Source organism: Sphaerisporangium rubeum (genome assembly GCF_014207705.1).
GTDB lineage: Bacteria > Actinomycetota > Actinomycetes > Streptosporangiales > Streptosporangiaceae > Sphaerisporangium > Sphaerisporangium rubeum.
In genome coordinates this window covers 6976244-6995583 of the sequence record NZ_JACHIU010000001.1, presented here as the reverse complement: position 1 = coordinate 6995583, position 19340 = coordinate 6976244, and the positions used below count along the sequence as shown (strand labels likewise).

The window sequence follows — 19340 nt, the reverse complement described above, 5'->3', positions numbered from 1 at the left end:
GTCCCGCGACTCGGGAGAACTCCCTAATTTGCCGACCCACCGAGCAGGTCCAGCCGGTGCGCCGCGGCGACGGCCTGACCCCGGCTGGTCACCCCGAGCTTCGCCAGCACCGCGGAGATGTGATGATCCACGGTCTTCGCCGACAACGACAGACGACCCGCGATCTCGGCGTTGGACAGCCCTTCCGCCAGCAGCGCGAGCACCTCCGCCTGACGCGGCGTCAGCCCGCCGGGATTGGCGGCCGTCGCGCGCCGAGGACCACGCGGCACCCCGGTCACCCCCCGCCGCCGCAACCGGGCCCGCACGTCGTCCGCCACCCGCACCGCACCGAGCCCGTCCAGCACCCGAAGCGCCTCAGTCGCCGCGTCCCTGTCCCCGTCCGCCAGCGCCTCCACACGCGCGTACGGCGCTCCACGCCGCATCCACTCCGCGGCGGCACCGGCCCAGTCACCATCGATCATCATCCGGTACGGCCCCACCACCCCGCCGGGGACCTCGGTGCCACCCGCACGCCAGAGCCGGTAGGCCAGCTCACCGCCGTACACAGGGTGTCGCGCCGCGACCGCCGGTTCCAGGCCGATCCGCGCCTCCTCGGTGGCACGCCTTCTGTCCCCGTACATCAGGAAATACTCGGATCTGACCGACGCGACGGGACACACCCGCTGCACCTCCCCGGTGCGCCTCGCCTGCCGCGCCGCCTCGTCGAGCGTGGCCCGCGCCTCCGGCGCACCGCGGGCCGCCTGGATCCGGCCTCTGGCCAGCAGCGCCGGCACCACGGCCACCCCCGCACGCACCGGCCGGTCGAGCGCCGCGTCGGCGTCCGCGAGCGCACCGGCCCAGTCGCACCGCACCAGCCGAACCCCCGCACGCACCCCGAGCAGATACTGGACATAACCATCGAGATCCTGCTCGACCGCGTAGGCCAGCGCCTCCTCGACCGCCGGCGCCGCCGCGTCGTACTCGGCGAGCTGCACCAGCGTCGTCGCCAGATTCACCAGCGCACGCGCCGCGTGATCCGCGAGCCCGAGCCCCGCCGCGCGCTCATGCGCGTCCCTCAGCCCCGCCGCCGACCCGTCCCCCGCCAGCAGCCGAGCGGTGTGCACGTTGATCGCGGCATGCACCGAGGTCTCCGCGTCCCCCAGCCGATCGGCGAGGTCACGCGCACGCTCACCCCACACGACCGCCTCCTCGCCGTCCCCCGCCAGCATGTGAAGCTGCGACCGGTTGCTGTACGCCATGGCCAGAGCCCGGCCAGGCGGCTCGGCCTCGAGAACCGCCACCGCTCGCACCGCGGCCTCCCAAGCCGCTCGCGTGTCCCCGCTCCACCAGGCGAGCCTGGAGATCCAACGCAGGTTCTCACCCGCGGCCCCGGGTTGCCGCGACTCCTCCCGCACGGCGAGCGCCGACCGCCGCGCACCCAGCCCCTCCTCGGCGAGCCCCGCGAGGTACGCCTGCAACGCGTACTCCTCCAGCAACTCCGCACGCCGAGCCGCCGGCAACCGCTCCACGTGCGGCGCCGCGGCCCGGTAGTGCGCCGCCGCCTCCCGATGGGCCCCCTGCCTGGCCGCCTCGGCCCCCGCGACCTGGCCGTACCGCAGCACCGCCGCGTGATCCCCGGCCCGCGTCGCGTGGTGCACCAGCCGGCCCGGGTCGACCCCCTCGGCGCCGGCCAGCAGCCGGAGTACCCGCCGATGCAGCGCCGCGCGCCGCGCCGGCGGCAACGCGTCCTCCACCGCCTCCCGCAACAGCTCGTGCCGATACGCCACCCCGTCCCCCGAAGGCACGAGCACCCCCGCGTCGACACACACGTCGACCAGCTCAGGAACGTCCGCCACGATGACACCGTCGGCACGCGTCGGAACCACCGACACCAGCCTGGCCAGATCCGCGGCCCCCGGCGGCAGCCGCCGCAACCGATCGAGGATCAGGTCCTGAACAGTAGGCGGCACCGTCCGCCTCTCCGCCTTCAACAGCTCCGTGACCAGCAGCGGATTACCGCCGGACAACCGGTGGACCACCTCCGCGTCCCACCCGGCCCCGGCCGCCTCCCGCGCCACGCACTCCCGCGACAGCGGCGCCAGCGAGACCCGCCGCGTGACCGAACTCGGCAACGCCGCGAGAGCCCCACGCAACGGATGATCGGCCCCCACCTCGTCATCCCGGTACGTCACCACGAACAACACCGGCACCTGCGCGATCCGCCTCCCCGACCACACCAGCCAGTCGAGCGTCCCCTCATCGGCCCAGTGCACATCCTCGACGACGACCACCGGCCGCGGCCCAGGCCCCGAGATCACATCGAGAAAGCCCCCGAACACCTCCTCCCGCGAAGCCCCACCCGCCAACCGCTCAGCGAGCCCCCCACCCACCTGCCGCCCGATGTCCCGCAACGGCCCGAGCACCCGAGGCGTAACCAGCCGATCACACCCTCCACGCAACACCCGAACCCCCACCCCGAACCGCCGCACGAACTCCCCGACCAGCACAGACTTCCCAACCCCCGCCTCCCCGCCGACCACCACGACCCGGCCACCACGCGCGCTCTCCGCCAGCAGCCCACCAAGGAGTTCCAGCGTCCCCGAACGTTCCCACAGCTCCACCTCGCCGATGGTAGGAGGCGGCACGGCAAAGGTGAACGCCGCCTACACGGCCTGCCGGAGCTTGAGCAGATATGTCGCGGTGAGCGCCACGGCACGGTCCTCGTCCTGTGACAGCTCCGCGAGAGCACGTGTCGTCGTGGCTCCCGGGATGTCCGCGAGCGCCTGTGTCAGCCGCCGGCGTACGGACGCGTCGGCGGCGCCGGCCGCGAGGCGGTCGACGAGCATGGTGCCGATCTGGTCCCCCAGCGTGGGATCGGCCGCGAGCGTGCCGAGCGCGTCGGCCGCGTCGACGTCGTTCGCACCGTCGACGATCATGTCGATGAGTGCCGGGACCGCGTCGGCCACCCCGCGCGCGCCGAGGGCCAGGGCCGCGCACCTGCGGACCACGATGTCGGAGCCGGTGAGCGCCTGCTCCAGCAGCGCGGTCGCCTCCCCGTCCGGGACCTCGGCGATGCTCTGGACGGCACGCCTGCGCACCTCGGGTACCGGCGATTCGAGGCCCTCCGCCAGCAGGGCCAGGCCGCCTTCGCCGGATCGCGCGAGGGCCCAGCGGAGAGCTCCGGCGACGTGGGGGTCGTTCTCCTTCAGTGTCGCCTCGACCAGCGCCTCCACCGGCAACGAGCCCTCCTCGGCGGAGGACAGGGCCGCGCGCTGGCGCCTCGCGGCGCTGTCGGAGCCGAGGGCCTGCAGGAGCGCGACGATCTGGAGCACGTCCTCCCAGCCGGACGGCTCGGCGGCGCCGATCCGCTGGAGCCGGGTGAGTAGTTCGGTCTCTCGCGCGATGCGTTCCCGCGTCTGGCGGATGAGGTTCTCGACGAGTCGTGACGGCGTGAAACCGGGATCGTCGAGCGCCTGGCCGACCTCGGCCAGCGACAACCCCAGGGACCGCAGGCTCTCGACGTGGAAGATCCGCCGGATGTCCTGGCTGGAGTACTCCCGGTAACCGGACCCGGTACGGCCGGTCGGCCGCACCAGGCCGAGGGACTCGTAGTGCCTGAGCATGCGGGCACTGACCCCGGACCGCCGCGCCACCTCACCGATCAGCACCGCGCTCTCACCTCTTCCTAGGCGTCCGTGCCGAGGGCCACGACGCGCTTCGCCTCCTCGATCGCGAACTCGAACCCGGCATCGGGATCGTTCAGCAGCCGTTCCGTGGCGACCGCGTGCCGCCGCACCCGAGGTCGGCGATCCTTCGCCGCGGCCTGAAGCACCGGCACGATCACCTCACCGAGCGCGACCAGTGCTCTGCTGAGACTGAGCTGCGTCTCTCGCTGTCCCCGGCCCAATTGCGTGGCCAGCACCGCGGCCAGCTCACCCACCTCATTCTCCGGCACGAGCACGACCGCCGCTCGCCAGGCGCTGCGCTTCACCTCGTCCTCGTCGTCCGTCAGCAGCTCCCGGGTGATCGCCGGCCAGGCACCCCGATCCCCGATCTTGGACAGCGTGTGCAACGCCTGACTCCGCGCCTGAGCACGCTCCGACCGAAGCTCGGCCACAAGCGCCGGCACCGTCACCGACGCCGGATGCCGCGTCAGTGCCCAGGTGAGCATGTCCCGTACATAGAAATCCGGCTCGACCGCGCACCGCTCGACCAGCCTCCCGACATACCGCGGATCCGGCGCCGTACCCAGCGCCAGCGCCGCCTGCAGCCGTGCCGATGAGTCCCCTTCCAGCGCGTGAAGAGCCCGCGTCGCGTCCTCGTCCGACATGATCATTCTCTCTCCCTCGACGGCCACAGTGACGAGCTAAGACCTTGTCACCGTGTCAAGGTCAAGCGGCACGTCGGTTTCCGGAGAGAAACGCGGTGGGCCAGGCGGGGACGACGAACTGCCGGCACCGCCTGGCCCACCGCGGCCCAAGGGCTCACTCCACCGCGGCCCGCTTTCCGACGGGGCCGCCTGTGCTCACGGGCTGGTGCACGTCAGGGTCGGGGTGGACGGAGCGCCGTTGGCGAGGAAACCGAACGTCGTCGTGCCGGAGGCCGGCAGCGACCCGTTGTACGAGGCGTTCGCCACCGTCACCGAGGACCCGCCGGCACTCAACGTGCCGTTCCACACCTGCGAGATCGACTGACCGCTGCTCAGCGTCCATCTGACGCTCCACCGGTTGATCGCCGAACTGCCCGCCGTCACCGTGACCTCGGCCTGGTAGCCGCCGGACCACGAGTTCACCGTGCGGTAAGTGGCGCTGCAGGCACCCGAGGGCTGCGGCGACGGACTGGTGGACGGCGACGGCGACGGCGACGGACTCGCCGACGGCGAAGGCGACGGGCTGACGGACGGCGACGGCGACGTACTCGGCGAGGGAGACGGCGACGTGGGAACGTACGGGCACTTGTTGCGGTACATCGAAATCCCGCTGGAATCCATCAACGGACACAGGAACTGGGTGTACCGCGTGTCATTGTCGACGAAGATCTTCAACCAGGGAATCAGCACCCGCATCATGTTGGTGTTGGCCCGCGTCGGGAACAGGTGGTCCCCGCCGGTCAGCTCCACCCAGGCGCTAGGCGTGCTGGCAGGAATAGTGGGATAAATCCCATTCAGATAGGACTGCGAAACCGTCGTGTCCCGCTGTCCAGAAATGAACATCGTCGGCACCCGGTCGCTCGACAGGTTGTAGTTCCCCACCGGCGACCCCGGCGCGAGCCCCACCGCGGCCTTCAACGTCGGCCGCCGCAACACCGCCGTGAGGACACCGGCCCCACCCGCGGAGTGACCGATGATCGACAACCGACTGGCGTCCACCCGGCTGCGCACCGAACTCCGCTGCGTCAGATAGTCGAGCGCGGCGAGCAGCTGAGTAGCCCTGGCGTCCGCACTGTCGCTCCGGCTGATCGTCTCGATCCCGATCACGACGAACCCGAACGACGCCAGCCAGTGCCCCATCCACGCCTCTTCGACAGAGAACAGCGCGGAGTACCCAGGCACGATCGCGACCGCACCGAATGTCTGACTGGTATCCGTCGGATAGTAGATGACCCCACTGCCGAACCCGTCCCCCGGCACACTCAGCTGCGCGGTGGCGAACGTCCCCCTGTTGGCCGCGACGCTGGCCAGAGTCGGATCGGGGCCGCGCTGGTAGGGATTGTCGGCGGCCGACGCCGGACGGGTGGCGATGGTCACCGTGAGCAGCCCTAGGATGGCCACCATCGCGGCCATGACGCGTCCGGCCGACCATCTCGCGGACCCGGGCCGCGTACGCGGCCCGCCACCGGCGTCAGGCGCCGATGACTCACTCATACGTCGAAGCACTAGCGTTCCTCCACTCATGCACTTGCGGCGCCGTCTCCGGCGTCGAGGAATCCGCGGCCGACGACCCTGGCCGCGTCGGGGTCCCGCTTCCGCGCATCCCGAGGAAGCCGAATGTCCGGCCATGGCCGAGGCAGTTCGTCAGGAGAGAAACGCAGGGCCGGTTTCGGGGACGTACGGACGCCGACCTGCCGCGCCACACTTTGTTAGCGCTCACAACCAATCCCCGCCTTTTCCTCCTCCTCGGCTGACTGAGGCGGTGCGAAAGAGCAAATATGAGGAGAAAGCCCCTGTCAACGGCTGCCGAGTACCGGTGAAGACGGGGCCAGGAGCCTCGGACGTCCATCTGGCATATCAAGCTTGGCGCACAGTGGCGACGAGAAACTTGTGGTGAAAATTTCACCCGTCCACGGCATCGGACGCGACGACCGGGCCGGTCGACTCCCCCTGGTACGGCCGGCAGCGGAAGCCCGTCCGGATCGGTGCGCCGGCGACGCTCGGTCACGACCTCGACCGATGCGACGTCGTTTTCTCGAGCCCTTTCGACCACAACCTTCGGATGCGCTCGGCCGCGGCATTTCGGTTCCCCATGGCGATGTACGTTTCATGAATCCGGTGGCGGCCCGTCCCGAAGGACTTTCGCATCGTCCACGGTCAAGGACGGAAGAAAGCGCCACAGCGGTCCGTTGCCGCTTCGCGAGACGGGGACTCGCCGCCGCGAGCCTGGTTGTGACGGCGGCCAGCCGATACCGTCCGGTCCGGGCGCGTCAGAGCATGGAGCCTGTGCGATCGGCGTCGTACTCCGGCCGTCCAGGAGCGGAATGCGACCGAGCCGGACGTGTGCGAGCTTGGACGCGCTCCAGACCCCGACGAAACCCGTCTCTGGAGCCCGACTTGTCAGGAAATCGCTGGGCAGCCCGCGCGTTGCTCACCTTGTCCCTGCCACTGCTCGCCCCCGCTATCGCGTTCACCCCACCGGCTGCCGCGGCCACACCCCCATCCGTCCCCGCCGCGTCCGTCGCCGGCAGCGGCGCGCCGGCACCCCGCGCCGCCACCGTACCGCTGGAAGAGATCAACGCGACCACCACCCAGGTCGCCTTCGGCCTGCGACGTCCCGTCGCCATCGCCGCACCCGACGACGGCACGAACAGGCTGTTCATCGTCGAGAAGCGCGGCACCGTGCGTGTCTACCACCCCGACACCGGCCTCGCGCAGGACCCGATCATCGACATCACGGCGTCGGTGGACCAGTCCGGCAACGAACGGGGACTGCTCGGCATCGCCTTGGCGCCTGACTTCGCGCAGAGCCACAACCTCTACCTCGCCTACACCGCGCTGCCGGCCGGCGCGGTGACCCTGGCCCGGTACAGACTGAACGAAGCACGCCTCGAACCGCTGCTCTCCCAGGAACACGCCGAGTACGACAACCACAACGGCGGCCAGCTCACCTTCGGCACCGACGGCTACCTGTACTGGAGCATCGGCGACGGCGGCGCCGCCGGAGACCCCTTCGACAGCGGCCAGCGCCTGGACACCCTCCTCGGCAAGATCATGCGCATCGACGTGAACCGGAGATGCGGCTCCCTGGCCTACTGCATCCCCTCGGACAACCCGTTCGTCGGCCGTGCCGGCGCACGCGGCGAAATCTGGATGTACGGCCTGCGCAACCCCTGGCGCTTCTCCATCGATCGCGCCGACGGCTCGATGTGGATCGGCGACGTCGGCCAAGGCAGATGGGAAGAAATCGACCACCTCAAAGCCGGCCGCCAAGCCGGCGCGAACCTCGGCTGGTCCTGCTACGAAGGCCTGGAGATCTTCGACCAGGCCCAATGCCGATCCGACGTCCAGTACACCAAGCCGGTCCTCACCTACACCCCGTACACCGGCGGCTGCGCCGTGATCGGCGGCCATGTGTACCGCGGCGAACAGTTCGCCGACCTGGTAGGCGGCACCTACATCGCCACCGACTACTGCTCCTCCACCGTATGGGCCCTGCGCGAGGACGGCCGCGGCGGCTACCTCCAGGCCGAGATCGGCGAAATGCCCACCCAGGTCACCGCCTTCGGCACCACCCCGAGAGGCGAGTTCTACGTGGTCAACGACCTCCCCGGCGGACTCCACCGAGTGTCGTTCGAACGGGCCGCGCCGACCTGCCGCCTCAAACTGACCAAGCAGGCCTGGGGCACCGGAATGACCGTGGACATCACCATCACCAACACCGGCACCACACCGATCGACGGCTGGAGACTGGTCTTCCCCCTGGCCCTGGGCCAGACCGTGATCTCCGACTGGAACACCGACCTGACCCAAGGCAGCAACCTGGTGACCGCCACGAACGCCACCTACAACGCCTCCATCTCCCCAGGCCGCAGCGTCTCGATCGGCTACCTGGCCAGCCACACAGGCGACGCCTCCCTACCGACCCGCTTCACCCTCAACAAAGACGCCTGCGCCGTCACCAGCTGACCAACCCCGCACCGTTCAAGACCTCGGGCCGGTCCACTCCGGCCCGAGGCCGTGGAAACCGGCCCAGGGTTGGCGCCGTGGGGTCACGGTCTCACTTCTCCGCCGTGCCGGGTCTCCGGCTGATGGACTCCTGGTAGATCTCCGCGTAGGTGCGCGAGTCCTTGATCAGGTCGTCGCAGAAGGCGGCGACGTCGTCGCCGACCACCTCCAGGACCCCCTTGCCGGCCGCCGCTCCCTCCTCGAAGAAGTCGACGATCCCCGAGAGCAGGGACCCGTCGGTCAGTCCGACCGGCCCGACCTTGAAGAAGTACCGCTGCATCTCCTTGTAGACGATCTGGTAGTCCGGCGGGAGCGCCTTGACCCGCGCCATGTGCGCTCGCCACTGCTTCTTGCCTTCAATGATGTCCTGGATGCCCATTTCAGCCTCCCAGCCGGCCCAGTTTCTTCGCGACGTTCCTGTTCAACTGCTCACGCCACCGGTCGCGATAGCTCCGTGCTCCTTCGCCGCCGGCCAGCGCCGCGCAGAAGCCCGCGATGTCGTCACCCAGCACCTCGTGAACGCTCTGCCCATCGGACGACGTCTCTTCGAGCAGCCCCAGAGCACCGTCGAGAATCGGCGTGAGGTTCCGGCCGGTGAAGTCCGAGTACAGAGAAACATGCCCCTTGATCTCTTCCCACGCAGCTCGGTGGTCGGCCGGCAACACCGCGGCCCGTACGTCGAACGCTTTCCATTCCCTGGTGATATCGCTGCCTGTGATGGTCTCCCAGAAATTCATCTGCCGCCTCCTTTGAGCTTGCTGATCCGTGCTGTGATGTACTCCCATTTCTCCCAGAACGTCGAGAGTTCTTCGCGGCCCGCGTCGTTGAGCGCATAGAACTTGCGCGGCGGGCCCAGGCCGGACGGTCGTTTCGTCACTTGGACGAGCCCGTTCTTCTCCAGCCGCAGCAGGATGGCGTAAACCGTCCCCTCGACGACGTCGGCGAAGCCGAGTTCGTTCAACTGCCGCGTGATGGCGTACCCGTAGGTCTCCTCGTTCGCGATGATTTCGAGAACGCAGCCCTCAAGTGTCCCTTTCAGCATCTCCGTCAGGTTGTCCATCGTGGGTCCATTTCCGTCCCTTCCAGGTACTCGGTGCCGCCGAATACCGCTACACGATTACACAGAGTTGAGGGGTCCTTAGGAGATCTTGCGGCGATAGGTGTTCATGGCGAGGACGTACGCGACGACGAGGATGCCGGCGCACCAGGCCAGGGCGATCCAGATGTCGTCACCGACCGGCTGCCCCGCGAACAGGTCGCGGATGGCATTGACGATGGAGGTCACCGGCTGGTTCTCGGCGAAGACCCGCACCACGGTGGGCATGGTGTCGGTGGGGACGAACGCGGAGCTGAGGAACGGCAGGAAGATCAGCGGGTAGGAGAACGCGCTCGCGCCTTCCATGGTCTTGGCCGACAGGCCGGGGATGACGGCGATCCAGGTCAGCGCCAGGGTGAACAGGACCAGGATGCCGATGACCGACAGCCACGCGAGCAGTCCGGCCCCCGTGCGGAAACCCATGAGCAGGGCGACGAGCACCACGACCACGAGGGAGATCAGGTTGGCGACCAGCGAGGTCAGCACGTGTGCCCACAACACGGACGACCGCGCGGTCGGCATGGACTGGAAGCGTTCGAAGATGCCACCTTTCATGTCCATGAACAGCCGGTAGGCGGTGTAGGCGATACCGGAGGCGACCGTGATGAGCAGGATGCCGGGCAGCATGTAGTTCACGTACGACGAGCCCGATCGGGTGTCGATCGCGCCGCCGAACACGTAGACGAACATCAGCATCATGGCGATCGGCATGACCGCGGTCGTGATGATGGTGTCCGGGCTGCGGCTGACGTGACGCAGGGAACGTCCCAGCAGGACGGTGGTGTCGCCGAGGAAGTGCTTGCTCATGATCGTCCTTCTGTCTTCGATCCGACGAGGGTGAGGAAGACGTCCTCCAGGGTCGGCTGCTTCTTGACGTACTCGACCTTGGCCGGCGGGAGGAGCCGCTTGAGTTCGGCGAGCGTGCCGTTCACGATGATCCGGCCCTCGTGAAGGATCGCGATCCGGTCGGCGAGGTGTTCGGCCTCGTCCAGGTACTGGGTGGTGAGAAGTACCGTGGTGCCCTTGACGGCGAGTTCCTTGACGGCGTGCCAGACCTCGATGCGCGCCTGGGGGTCGAGACCGGTGGTCGGCTCGTCGAGGAAGATGACCGGCGGGTCGCCGATGAGGCTCATCGCGATGTCGAGGCGACGGCGCATGCCACCCGAGTACGTCGACGCCTTTCTGCCGCCGGCTTCGGTCAGCGAGAAGCGTTCGAGCAGGTCGTCGGCGATCGTGCCGGGGTTCTTGAGATGCCGCAGTCGTGCGACCAGCACGAGGTTCTCCCGCCCGCTGAGGATCTCGTCGACGGCCGCGAACTGTCCGGTGAGGCTGATGGACTCGCGTACGTCCGCGGCCTGGGTCACGACATCGAAGCCGTTCACCCGAGCCGTCCCGGCGTCAGGCCGCAGCAGCGTGGAAAGGATCTTCACAACCGTGGTCTTGCCCGCGCCGTTGGAGCCGAGCAGAGCGAAGATGCCACCCCGCGCCACGCTGAAGTCCACACCGCGCAGCACCTTGAGTTCCTTGTACGACTTCTCCAGGCCGTTCACCTGGATCGCCGGGGACTGTTGTGTCGTCACACCTGCTCCTGTCTGCTCATCCGCCGGCGTACTCGACAGCGCCGCCGAACCGGCGCCATGCGGCGCCTCAATGGCGATGTCGGACGATCCCGGCCGCGGCAAGCATGCTTCTCTCCCGCTAACCAGTGTTGCTAGGTACTGGTACAAAGTAACACTGACTACCGGTATGTAGCAACACTGAATAGCGATACGGCTGGAGCAGGAGGGAACTGATCCGGGACGCACCGGATGTCAACTTCGCGGCGATCGGCGCGACGTCCTCCCCACCGAGCCGGGACAGCGGCGCCGCGGCCGCCGGCGCGGCGTCCCGGAGAAGTCGACCGTCCCCGCTGGTGGCGCCACCGCCACCGGCAGTTGCGCGACCCCGACGCCCGCGACGAGGCCGCGGACTTCGACGAGGACGACTCCTGGTAGAGACCGGTGCCGGGTGCGTTGCCGGCCGCCGGTTCCCGAGGTCACACCTTCGCCGGCGTGCGAACGTGGTCCGCGGAAGGTGCGGCATGGCCGGGCAGGCGTAGGACGAATCGTGCGCCGCGGGGGCTGTCTTCGAGGGTGAGGGTGCCGCCGTGGGCTTCGGCGATCTGCCGGGCGATCGGCAGGCCGAGCCCGGTGCCGCCTGAGTCCTTTCTGCTGGAGGCCTCGAGGCGGACGAACCGCTGGAAGATGACCTCCTGCTGGTCGGGGGCGATGCCCTGGCCGTCGTCGCACACCTCCAGCGCCGCCGTGCCCGCCTTCAGGGTGAGGCTGATGGTGATGGTGGAGTCGGCGTGGCGTTCGGCGTTGTCCAGCAAGTTGTTCAGCAGTCGGACCAGGCCGATCCGCTCCCCTTTGATCATCACGCCGGAGGTGAGGTGGCGGATCACCGTGACACGGCGAGGGCGCCGGTCCAGCTCGGCCGCCACCAGAGCGGTCAGGTCGATGTGATCGTGTGGACCGCTGATGCCGGCGTCCAGCCGGGCGGTCTGCAACAGGTCGCTGACCAGGTCCTCAAGCCGTTCCACACTGTCCAGCAGCGCGTTCGCCGTTCGCGGCCAGTCTGTCTCCTTCGGGTACATGAGCGCCTCATCGATCTGCACGTGCATGGCGGCCAGCGGGCTGCGCAGATCGTGGGAGGCGTCCGAGGCGAACCGCAACTGCTGCTCGACCGCCGACTGGGCCCGGTCCAGGGTCTTGTTCGCGACCTCGGCGAGGTCGCGCAGCTCGTCCTGGTATTTCGGTACCGGCACCCGGTGGCTGAGATCACTAGCGGTGATCTGGGCGAGCTTGCCGCTGATCGCGCCCACCGGCTCCAGGGTCTTTCCCACGGTCCGGTAGGTGCCCGCCGTGGTCGCCCCGACCAGCAAGAGCCAGCCGGCGGCGAGAGGAATCAGCAGCCGAGGGCCTACGTACCAGGGAACATCGTCAACAGCCATGTTGAGCAACCAGACGCCGTCGGCCTTGTGCACGGGATAGGAAATGACGATCTTGCACTGGCCGGGGAACGCATGCAGATCACACAACCGCGCAATCGTATAAGCGTCGACATCAGGGTGAAGGTTCGTTATCGGCGGCTCGCGTGCCGAGAAGCCCGGGGTGGCAGCGACCAGCGTGCCGGCCGGGTCGAACACCTGGATCCCCTCGTTGCGCCTGCCCGGCGGCAGGTACGAGGGCACGCCGCTGTGGCGTATCTCCTTGGCCGTCTCCACGGCGTGGACGGTGAGCCATTTCGTCTGCTCCTCGACGGAGGCTTCCCGTACCGCAACCAAGGCGAACACCGCGACAACAGTACAGAGCAGCGCCATGACGGCGCCGGCCACGACAGTCAGGCGGGTCCTGATGGAGTACCGATGCCACGCGCTCACCTTGATCACCCCCTCACGACCAGACGCACACCCCCCATGGCGACTCCTTGCCGCTCCTGGGGAGACTCACCACCAAAACCGCGCAAACCTCAGCTGCAAGACACGAAACGCCCATGGCATGGCGAAAGAAGCAAACGGACGGGCCGATCATGCTCGTCGCCGACATCCCAGATCTCCAGCCGGCGCCGCATCCACGCTCGGCAGATGCCGGGTCACAGCGGCCGCTGTCCGCTGCGGGCCGCCGATGACCTGCGGATTGAAAGCTCGGACGATCATGGTTCCAGACAGTTCGATGCAGGTCAGCGGGTACGTGCGGTCCATCTTGAAGCGCCCTGGACCACACTGAACTGCAACCTAGATTGCAACCCTGTGTCCTCTGCGCGAAGCGTTGTTGACAGCGACCAGGATAACTAAGTCATGGAAAGCGACGTCGAGGGATGGCCAGAATCCATTGCTGTGAGAGATCTTCTCTCTTCTCTCTCTCCAACCAAGGGCCCCACCCTGGGGTCACCGGTTCGGAAGTGCCGTAGATCGTGAGATATCGATCATTGCACACGGAACGAATGAAGTACGCGACACCGTCAGCGGATGGCTCCAGTCGCCATCGTTGCCAAGCCTCCCCATTCTTCTGCGACATGGCCAAGTCTTGTCCATCCTTACGTGATTCCTCCAACGCGAATTTATGCGCCACTGATTGGATAATCGTCTCTCCACTTAAACGACGTGGACGCAGATACCAAAGCTGGTGCGGAAACGCGTGCGGCGGCCATAGGAGTGGAGAGCTACCGAGTTCATGGTGTAGTCGCGCGTCGAGTGCAAACCCACATTGTCTGGCAATGATCAAATAGGGTCGGCTTCTAGGGGAAACGTGAAGATCTCGTAGCATGATTCGCTGGCCAAGGACACTGAGGTCTATATCCATGATCCCTCCTTCGAGCCACCTCTAGTCTGTCGGCGGCATGCCGTTTCCGCCAGTCAATCTTCCGTTCCGTATGGGATCGTTGGCGGAACGCAGGCTTATGGCACGTGATCGAGGTCAACGAGCTTGCTGCTGTCCACGGCAGTAATCCACCGCCCCTAGTTCTCTCCCGTCCTCCTCGTAGCCGCCAAACCCAGGGTGGGACCGCGACAATCGACAGCGAGGAGAGTGGGCGTAACCGTCGTCGTGCGCCGTGACCCGGAGTCGCCAGCGGCCAGGCCGCAGCCCGGCCGCCGAGCGTACGCAGGGTCACGCGGCGCGGAGCGCCGCCTTGAAGATCAATACAAGAACAATTCGGCAGTCCACCCGATTTCAACAACACACGGGGCTTCTGGTCCTGCCCGCGCCATTGTCACTTCCCGGCGTTGAGCGCCTGCTTGCAAACGGGAGCCAGCCACGACGTAGTGAGCTACTCGCCCTGCTCGGATGTGTGTTGGCGGATGTCGGTTGAGGTGTAGGTCGGCCTGTTGCTGTACTTTCCTACTGTACGTCTTCCCGCTGGCGTGGCACCTTGAGACCAGGCGGAGGACGGAGAACGCCATGCGTGTCACTGGGTGGAACAACGGTAGCCACCATCCCAACGGCTCGGGCTACGGACTACGAATCTCGAAGGCGGATCGAGATCGGCTCTTCAACCCAAGCTGGCGTATCGTGATCTTGAAGCTAGAAGGTGACCAAGTTGTCATACTTCCTATCGCGCCGTTCTTCTGGCGAGGCTGCACCGAACTCCGAAGCCGAGACATCGGTCAGTGGCTGATCAAGCAAGGTCTTGCCCCGTGGCCCAAGGGAAAGCCGCCGGCACTCACCATAGAGCAGGTGGAAGCAAACCAATTTGCTGTATCGCTGAGCCCTCGTTGAGACGAGAACAAGCGTCCGCTTTAGGCGGACCAATCATCCTGCTTGACTGATCGCGGCTGTGGTCAGGCGCGTATGGACGGTGCCGCCGATGCGTCGACGTGTGGGACGTTGCTGCTGGCGCCTCTTTCACCAGTTCCATGGCCCGCCGGGTAACGGCCAGTTCGACCTCCAGTTGCGCGATCCGCCGCCGCGCAGCCACAAGCTCGACGTGATCAGCAGAGCTCAAGTCCGGCTCCAGGCCGGCATCGATGCGCTCTTGACGCAACCAGACGTAGATGGTCTGGCCAGGCATGCCCAGATCCGCCGCCACCTGCCGGACCGGGACGGCCGGACCTGACCAGGTCGAGCACCCTGCGGCGGAACTCGGGGGGATAACTTCGGGGCACTTGTCGCCTCTCCTCGTGATCAACGACCCGAGGATTCCAGCAAGACGACCCCCCCGAAGCCGGGGCACATCAGAGTCTCCACGAAACCTGGCGTGGTTCAGCCTCCAAAAGCTGTCGGTGCCGTCGACCCCCGTACAGTGATCAGCCCGGTTCAGGCGCGGGCCCTACTCGACGCTGTGAAACTGGTGGTGTCGACGACGCGTGAATGTGGGTTCTGGCACTGATTTCGTGAGGTTGACCCTCGTCAGTCGGCGAGGAGGACGCGTTTGCGCAGGAGGTCGAGGTTGGCCCGGCCGTACATCTGGCGTTTGAGCATCTTGACGCGGTTGACGTGGCCTTCGACCTTTCCTGAGCTGTGAGATAGGGTCAGGGCGGCGTTGAGGTCGCCGCGTAAGCCGATGACGAAGGAGTGCAGTTGCGGCAGGTCATCGGCCAGGACCTGGTTCATCAACTGCTCAAGGTCGCCGCCACGGAGGTTCATCATCATGTCGGCGAAGGCTCGGACGTGGTCGCGGACGGCGGCGAGGTCGGGGCAGGCCGTGGTCCAGCCGGTGGCCTGGCGGACGGTGGGCGGCGATGAGGGTGGCAGGGTCAGGTCGCCTCGCGCGGGCCGTGGGCAGACCTCCCTTGAGGAACTCTAGGCGGGACGGAGCGACACAGCGGCCTAGACAGAGCACCATGCAAAAGGATCATGGGCAATCCCGTAATGCAATGGGTTCCACCGCTGCTCCCCCGGGCTAATGTCCTGTTCGGGCGTCTGTATCCCTGGCTGGGATGTGGCGCCGGACGAAAGGCGGTCTGTTTCGGGGGTGGAAGCCCGTAGGGCCGTCCTTTCGTCGTTCCTCTAACCATTTGGTTAGAGATCTGCCTCCGGCCCTTCTTCTAGTGCGCCAGCGTGAGTTACCGTCGCGATCAACTTGGCTACCGGTCAGCGCAGGGACAGAGGCTTCCACTGAAGCCCACGTAGGGCTCCACCTTCGTCTCTCAGCGTGCCGGTTGCTGGCAAGTCCACATCCCAGCCATGAGATCGGCAAGGAGACGCTCGATGCAACAACCTTCCTCGATGATGATGGCCGGAGTCCTGGTGACCTTGGCGTTATTCGTCCTCATCGGTTACGTAGTACGCACACTGAGCACATCTACACACACACGGCTAGCGGGCGTACTGGCCGCCATAGCCAGCCTGATCATCGCCTTCCCGGCGGTTCTGTACGCGTTGTACGGCGGATGACCTGAGCATGGCCGGACCCACATACCCGGAACCGGCGGTGACTGGTAGTGGCCGCGTTCCGCTCGCCGACGACCGCAGCACCGCGACGGCTGGGGATCTCACTCGGTCCAGAGTGGGAAAGGTCCCTGTCAAATCGGGCAGGTGGCCTTCGGGAACTTTGCTCGGCAGTCTCAATCAGCTCTCCAGAGTCAGGCTCCTTGACAGTGGCGTCCCACGTCAATTCGCGGCGGGGGAGAATTTGATCGTGGAGGGAGACCGCTCTACCGACGTCTGTGTGCTGATCGATGGCTGCGTGAAGGTCACCGCCACCACGGAGAACGGCAGCGTGGTCTTGCTCGCGATCCGTGCAGGTGGCGACTTGGTGGGCGAGTTCTCCAGTTTGGATGGCCGGCCACGATCAGCGACGATCACAGCTGCCGGTCCGGTACTGGTTCGCAGACTGTCCCAGCCCACCTTCATCAAGCTCCTACGGAAGGACTCCGACCTATCGCTGGCCGTCCATCGCGCCGTCGTCGGGAAGCTAAGGGCGGTGACGCAAAGTCGTATCGAGGTGCCGAATTTCCGGGTCCAGACTCGGCTGGCACGTGTTCTCTTCGAACTCGCGACCGCATATGGGGAGGCAGTCGAGGACGACATCGTGATCGGTGTAGCGCTCACCCAGCCAGAGTTGGCAGCGCTCGTGGGCGCGACCGAACCAAGCGTGCACAAGGAACTGGCTCGGTTACGACGCGAGGGGATTATCGGCACGGGTTACCGACGGATCGCCATACACGACATGCACGGCCTGATATCCCTCACTGGCCTGGGCCGCAGCATGCACGAGGAGACGATCGGCTGATCGGCTCGACAGACGTCCGCTGGCCGATGCAGGGTGCCCGCATTCGTGTCACCGGGCGGATCACCGCCCGTGTCGCGCAGGGTCGGCATTATGGACCGCTCCGGGTCTGACGGAGGCTCTGGTGTTCCCCGGGTTCTGTGGAGGTAGGTTGTTAGATTCTTGTGCCGCTTGTTGAGGGAAGAGTGGCATGGGACGGCGCGGCTATCCGCCGGAGTTCCGCCGGAAGGTACTGGACCTGATCGCGTCTGGACGCAAGGTCACCGACCTGGCGCGCGACCTGGACATCAGCACTCAGACGATCTACACCTGGCGGCGGCAGGATCGCATCGACCGCGGCCTGGAGCCAGGGTTGACCAGCACGGAGAAGGTCGAGCTGGTCGCGGCCAAGCGGCGCATCGCCGAGTTGGAGACCGAACTGCAGGCCACTCGCCGGGCGATCGAGCTGGTCCGCCAGGTGGTACCCCCAAAATGCGGTTCGAGGCCGTCGCGGTGATGGCCGGCGAAGGCATCTCCGTCGAGATCGCCTGCCGCGTCCTTCAGGTCTCGGTGTCCGGCTACTACGCCTGGCGGCACCGGCCGCCCTCGCCGCGGGCCATCCGGCACGCCTGGCTGACCGACCTGATCAGGCAGATCCACCAGCGCTCCCGCGGCACCTACGGGGCCCGACGTGTGCACGCCGAGCTGACCCTGGGCCACCACGCGGCGGCTGGCCACGGAGCGGTCGAGCTGCTCGCCGCGCGGCACGGACTCGGCATACACGGCATCCGCCCATACCGGATCGCCGGCACCGGACCGAGTGGTCTCATCTTCGGCTACATCCCTTCGGCGAGGGATCACATTGCTGACGAAGGCCATTGCCGCAGCAGCCTCCGAGGACCGCGTTAACGATCGACACCAACTATGTTCGAGCAGCTATGTAACTGGCTGTTGACTTTGTGAGATAACTCGCCGTAGTCCCTGGCTGACGATCTCGGCATTGACAGATTTGCTTACGCTGATGAATATGAGTGCGTTTGGCCTGCTTTATGCAGGATTTACGGGGGCCGCTGGGCGCGGTGCCGCTGGTTAACGGGGCTTTTCGGAGGATGTGGCGTGCGTCTTCAGCGTGCTCAAATCTGGCTGTTCGCGGTTCTTTCGGTGGTGTTACTGGCGTCCGGTTTCGGTGTCATCACCGATCTTGTATTGCCTTCCTTGCCTGCCCGGCGCGGTTCACGCTGCCGCTGGTGAATCTCCAGGAGCCTCGGGTGGCGCGGACCGCGCTGGACGCAATCACGGTGACATTCGACGGCCACGAGGCCGCGGCCAACACGGTGCGCCGTAAGAGGGAAGTCCTGCATTCCCTGCTGGAACTCGCCGTGGAGCAGAAAGAACTGCCAGCCAACCCGCTGCACGCAATCAAGTGGACTCCGCCAAAGGTCGCCGGTGGCGTCGATCCTCGTACCGTCGTCAACCCCGAACAGGCCCGTGCGCTACTCGCGGCCGTCCCAGCGATCGGCCGGACTCGGGGCCGGCGGCTGCATGGCATGTTCTCTTGTATGTACTACGCGGCGCTTCGGCCTGAGGAAGCCGCGGGCCTGCGTCGGCAGAACTGTGACCTTCCTGAACAGGGCTGGGGTCTGCTGACGGTCGAGAAGGCGCGGCCACAGGCCAACAAGAGATGGACCAATTCGGGGGAGACTCACGACTCTCGGGGCCTCAAGCACCGGGCCAAGGATGAGACTCGGCTGGTTCCCATCCCTCCTGTCCTGGTCGCGATCCTGCGGTCGCATCTCGATCGCTACGGTGTTGCTGCTGACGGTCGTCTGTTCCGGACGGCCAAGGGTCGGCCGTTCTCCTCCTCGGCGTACTCGGGTGTCTGGCAGCAGGCACGCCGGGCGGCCTTCACGGCTGAGCAGGTGGTCTCACCGCTGGCGGCTCGGCCGTACGACCTTCGGCACGCGGCCGTCTCGCTCTGGCTGAATGCAGGGGTACCGGCTACTGAGGTGGCAGAGCGGGCCGGTCACAGCGTTGACGTGCTGCTGCGGGTCTACGCCAAGTGCATCGAAGGGCAGCAGGCGCGCGCCAACGGCAAGATCTCCGAAGCTCTCGACGAGTGATCCACAGCCTTGCGAACCACGGCCCCGGGACATCCCGGGGCCTTTCGCTTTCCAGAGGTGACCTGCGGAAACGTCCCGG

Annotated in this window: 19 protein-coding genes; 6 read left to right on the top strand and 13 right to left on the bottom strand. The window is 66.8% G+C overall.

What is annotated here, in order from left to right; translation table 11 throughout:
• Window positions 1-23: 23 nt before the first annotated feature.
• From BJ992_RS29660 to BJ992_RS33425, 4 genes are all read right to left on the bottom strand, one after another.
• The gene (locus BJ992_RS29660; protein ID WP_184986600.1) at window positions 24-2600 is read right to left on the bottom strand and encodes a LuxR C-terminal-related transcriptional regulator; all 2577 of its coding nucleotides are present in this window, start codon (window positions 2598-2600) and stop codon (window positions 24-26) included.
• A 42-nt stretch (window positions 2601-2642) separates the two neighbouring features.
• Window positions 2643-3647, bottom strand: coding sequence for a HEAT repeat domain-containing protein (locus BJ992_RS29655; protein WP_184986598.1), 1005 nt, complete (start codon window positions 3645-3647; stop codon window positions 2643-2645).
• 17 nt (window positions 3648-3664) lie between these two features.
• Window positions 3665-4315 carry a HEAT repeat domain-containing protein gene (locus tag BJ992_RS29650; protein WP_184986596.1) on the bottom strand — a complete coding sequence of 217 codons (651 nt, stop codon included), beginning with the start codon at window positions 4313-4315 and terminating at the stop codon, window positions 3665-3667.
• A 189-nt stretch (window positions 4316-4504) separates the two neighbouring features.
• Window positions 4505-5842, bottom strand: a complete 1338-nt coding sequence (locus tag BJ992_RS33425) for a poly(ethylene terephthalate) hydrolase family protein (RefSeq protein ID WP_246496818.1) — start codon at window positions 5840-5842, stop codon at window positions 4505-4507.
• A 903-nt stretch (window positions 5843-6745) separates the two neighbouring features.
• Here BJ992_RS33425 and BJ992_RS33420 point away from each other — a divergent pair.
• Window positions 6746-8317 (top strand): PQQ-dependent sugar dehydrogenase, encoded by a 1572-nt coding sequence (locus tag BJ992_RS33420; protein WP_246496817.1) that lies wholly within the window; start codon window positions 6746-6748, stop codon window positions 8315-8317.
• A 91-nt stretch (window positions 8318-8408) separates the two neighbouring features.
• Here BJ992_RS33420 and BJ992_RS29635 read toward each other — a convergent pair whose 3' ends face one another.
• The 9 genes from BJ992_RS29635 to BJ992_RS32360 all read right to left on the bottom strand — a co-directional run bounded on the left by BJ992_RS29635 (window position 8409) and on the right by BJ992_RS32360 (window position 15583).
• Window positions 8409-8735: a DUF1048 domain-containing protein gene (locus tag BJ992_RS29635; RefSeq protein WP_184986592.1), complete on the bottom strand. Its 327-nt coding sequence runs from the start codon at window positions 8733-8735 to the stop codon at window positions 8409-8411.
• Window position 8736: 1 nt separating this feature from the next.
• Window positions 8737-9093: a DUF1048 domain-containing protein gene (locus BJ992_RS29630; protein ID WP_184986590.1), complete on the bottom strand. Its 357-nt coding sequence runs from the start codon at window positions 9091-9093 to the stop codon at window positions 8737-8739.
• The gene (locus tag BJ992_RS29625) at window positions 9090-9416 is read right to left on the bottom strand and encodes a PadR family transcriptional regulator (RefSeq protein WP_184986588.1); all 327 of its coding nucleotides are present in this window, start codon (window positions 9414-9416) and stop codon (window positions 9090-9092) included. Before BJ992_RS29625 ends, BJ992_RS29630 begins: the two co-directional genes overlap by 4 nt.
• A gap of 78 nt (window positions 9417-9494) precedes the next feature.
• Complete coding sequence (locus tag BJ992_RS29620) at window positions 9495-10259, bottom strand: ABC transporter permease (RefSeq protein WP_184986586.1); 765 nt, start codon at window positions 10257-10259, stop codon at window positions 9495-9497.
• A complete protein-coding gene (locus tag BJ992_RS29615) occupies window positions 10256-11032 on the bottom strand; it encodes an ATP-binding cassette domain-containing protein (protein WP_184986584.1) in 777 nt (258 codons plus the stop codon). Before BJ992_RS29615 ends, BJ992_RS29620 begins: the two co-directional genes overlap by 4 nt.
• A gap of 455 nt (window positions 11033-11487) precedes the next feature.
• On the bottom strand, window positions 11488-12882 hold the full coding sequence (locus tag BJ992_RS33415) for an ATP-binding protein (protein WP_184986582.1): 1395 nt from the start codon (window positions 12880-12882) through the stop codon (window positions 11488-11490).
• A 406-nt stretch (window positions 12883-13288) separates the two neighbouring features.
• Window positions 13289-13759 carry an RICIN domain-containing protein gene (locus tag BJ992_RS34600; RefSeq protein ID WP_425503739.1) on the bottom strand — a complete coding sequence of 157 codons (471 nt, stop codon included), beginning with the start codon at window positions 13757-13759 and terminating at the stop codon, window positions 13289-13291.
• 895 nt (window positions 13760-14654) lie between these two features.
• Complete coding sequence (locus tag BJ992_RS29600) at window positions 14655-15002, bottom strand: hypothetical protein (protein ID WP_184986578.1); 348 nt, start codon at window positions 15000-15002, stop codon at window positions 14655-14657.
• A 338-nt stretch (window positions 15003-15340) separates the two neighbouring features.
• Window positions 15341-15583 carry a hypothetical protein gene (locus tag BJ992_RS32360; RefSeq protein WP_221475924.1) on the bottom strand — a complete coding sequence of 81 codons (243 nt, stop codon included), beginning with the start codon at window positions 15581-15583 and terminating at the stop codon, window positions 15341-15343.
• A gap of 751 nt (window positions 15584-16334) precedes the next feature.
• Here BJ992_RS32360 and BJ992_RS29590 point away from each other — a divergent pair.
• From BJ992_RS29590 to BJ992_RS29575, 5 genes are all read left to right on the top strand, one after another.
• Window positions 16335-17165 carry a Crp/Fnr family transcriptional regulator gene (locus tag BJ992_RS29590; protein ID WP_184986576.1) on the top strand — a complete coding sequence of 277 codons (831 nt, stop codon included), beginning with the start codon at window positions 16335-16337 and terminating at the stop codon, window positions 17163-17165.
• A 187-nt stretch (window positions 17166-17352) separates the two neighbouring features.
• On the top strand, window positions 17353-17658 hold the full coding sequence (locus BJ992_RS29585; RefSeq protein WP_184986574.1) for a transposase: 306 nt from the start codon (window positions 17353-17355) through the stop codon (window positions 17656-17658).
• Window positions 17634-18050, top strand: a complete 417-nt coding sequence (locus BJ992_RS29580) for an IS3 family transposase (protein WP_184986572.1) — start codon at window positions 17634-17636, stop codon at window positions 18048-18050. The genes BJ992_RS29585 and BJ992_RS29580 overlap by 25 nt, the downstream gene beginning before the upstream one ends.
• A gap of 207 nt (window positions 18051-18257) precedes the next feature.
• Complete coding sequence (locus BJ992_RS34450) at window positions 18258-18392, top strand: hypothetical protein (RefSeq protein WP_343072927.1); 135 nt, start codon at window positions 18258-18260, stop codon at window positions 18390-18392.
• Window positions 18389-19261: a tyrosine-type recombinase/integrase gene (locus tag BJ992_RS29575; protein WP_343072926.1), complete on the top strand. Its 873-nt coding sequence runs from the start codon at window positions 18389-18391 to the stop codon at window positions 19259-19261. The genes BJ992_RS34450 and BJ992_RS29575 overlap by 4 nt, the downstream gene beginning before the upstream one ends.
• Window positions 19262-19340 lie beyond the last annotated feature (79 nt).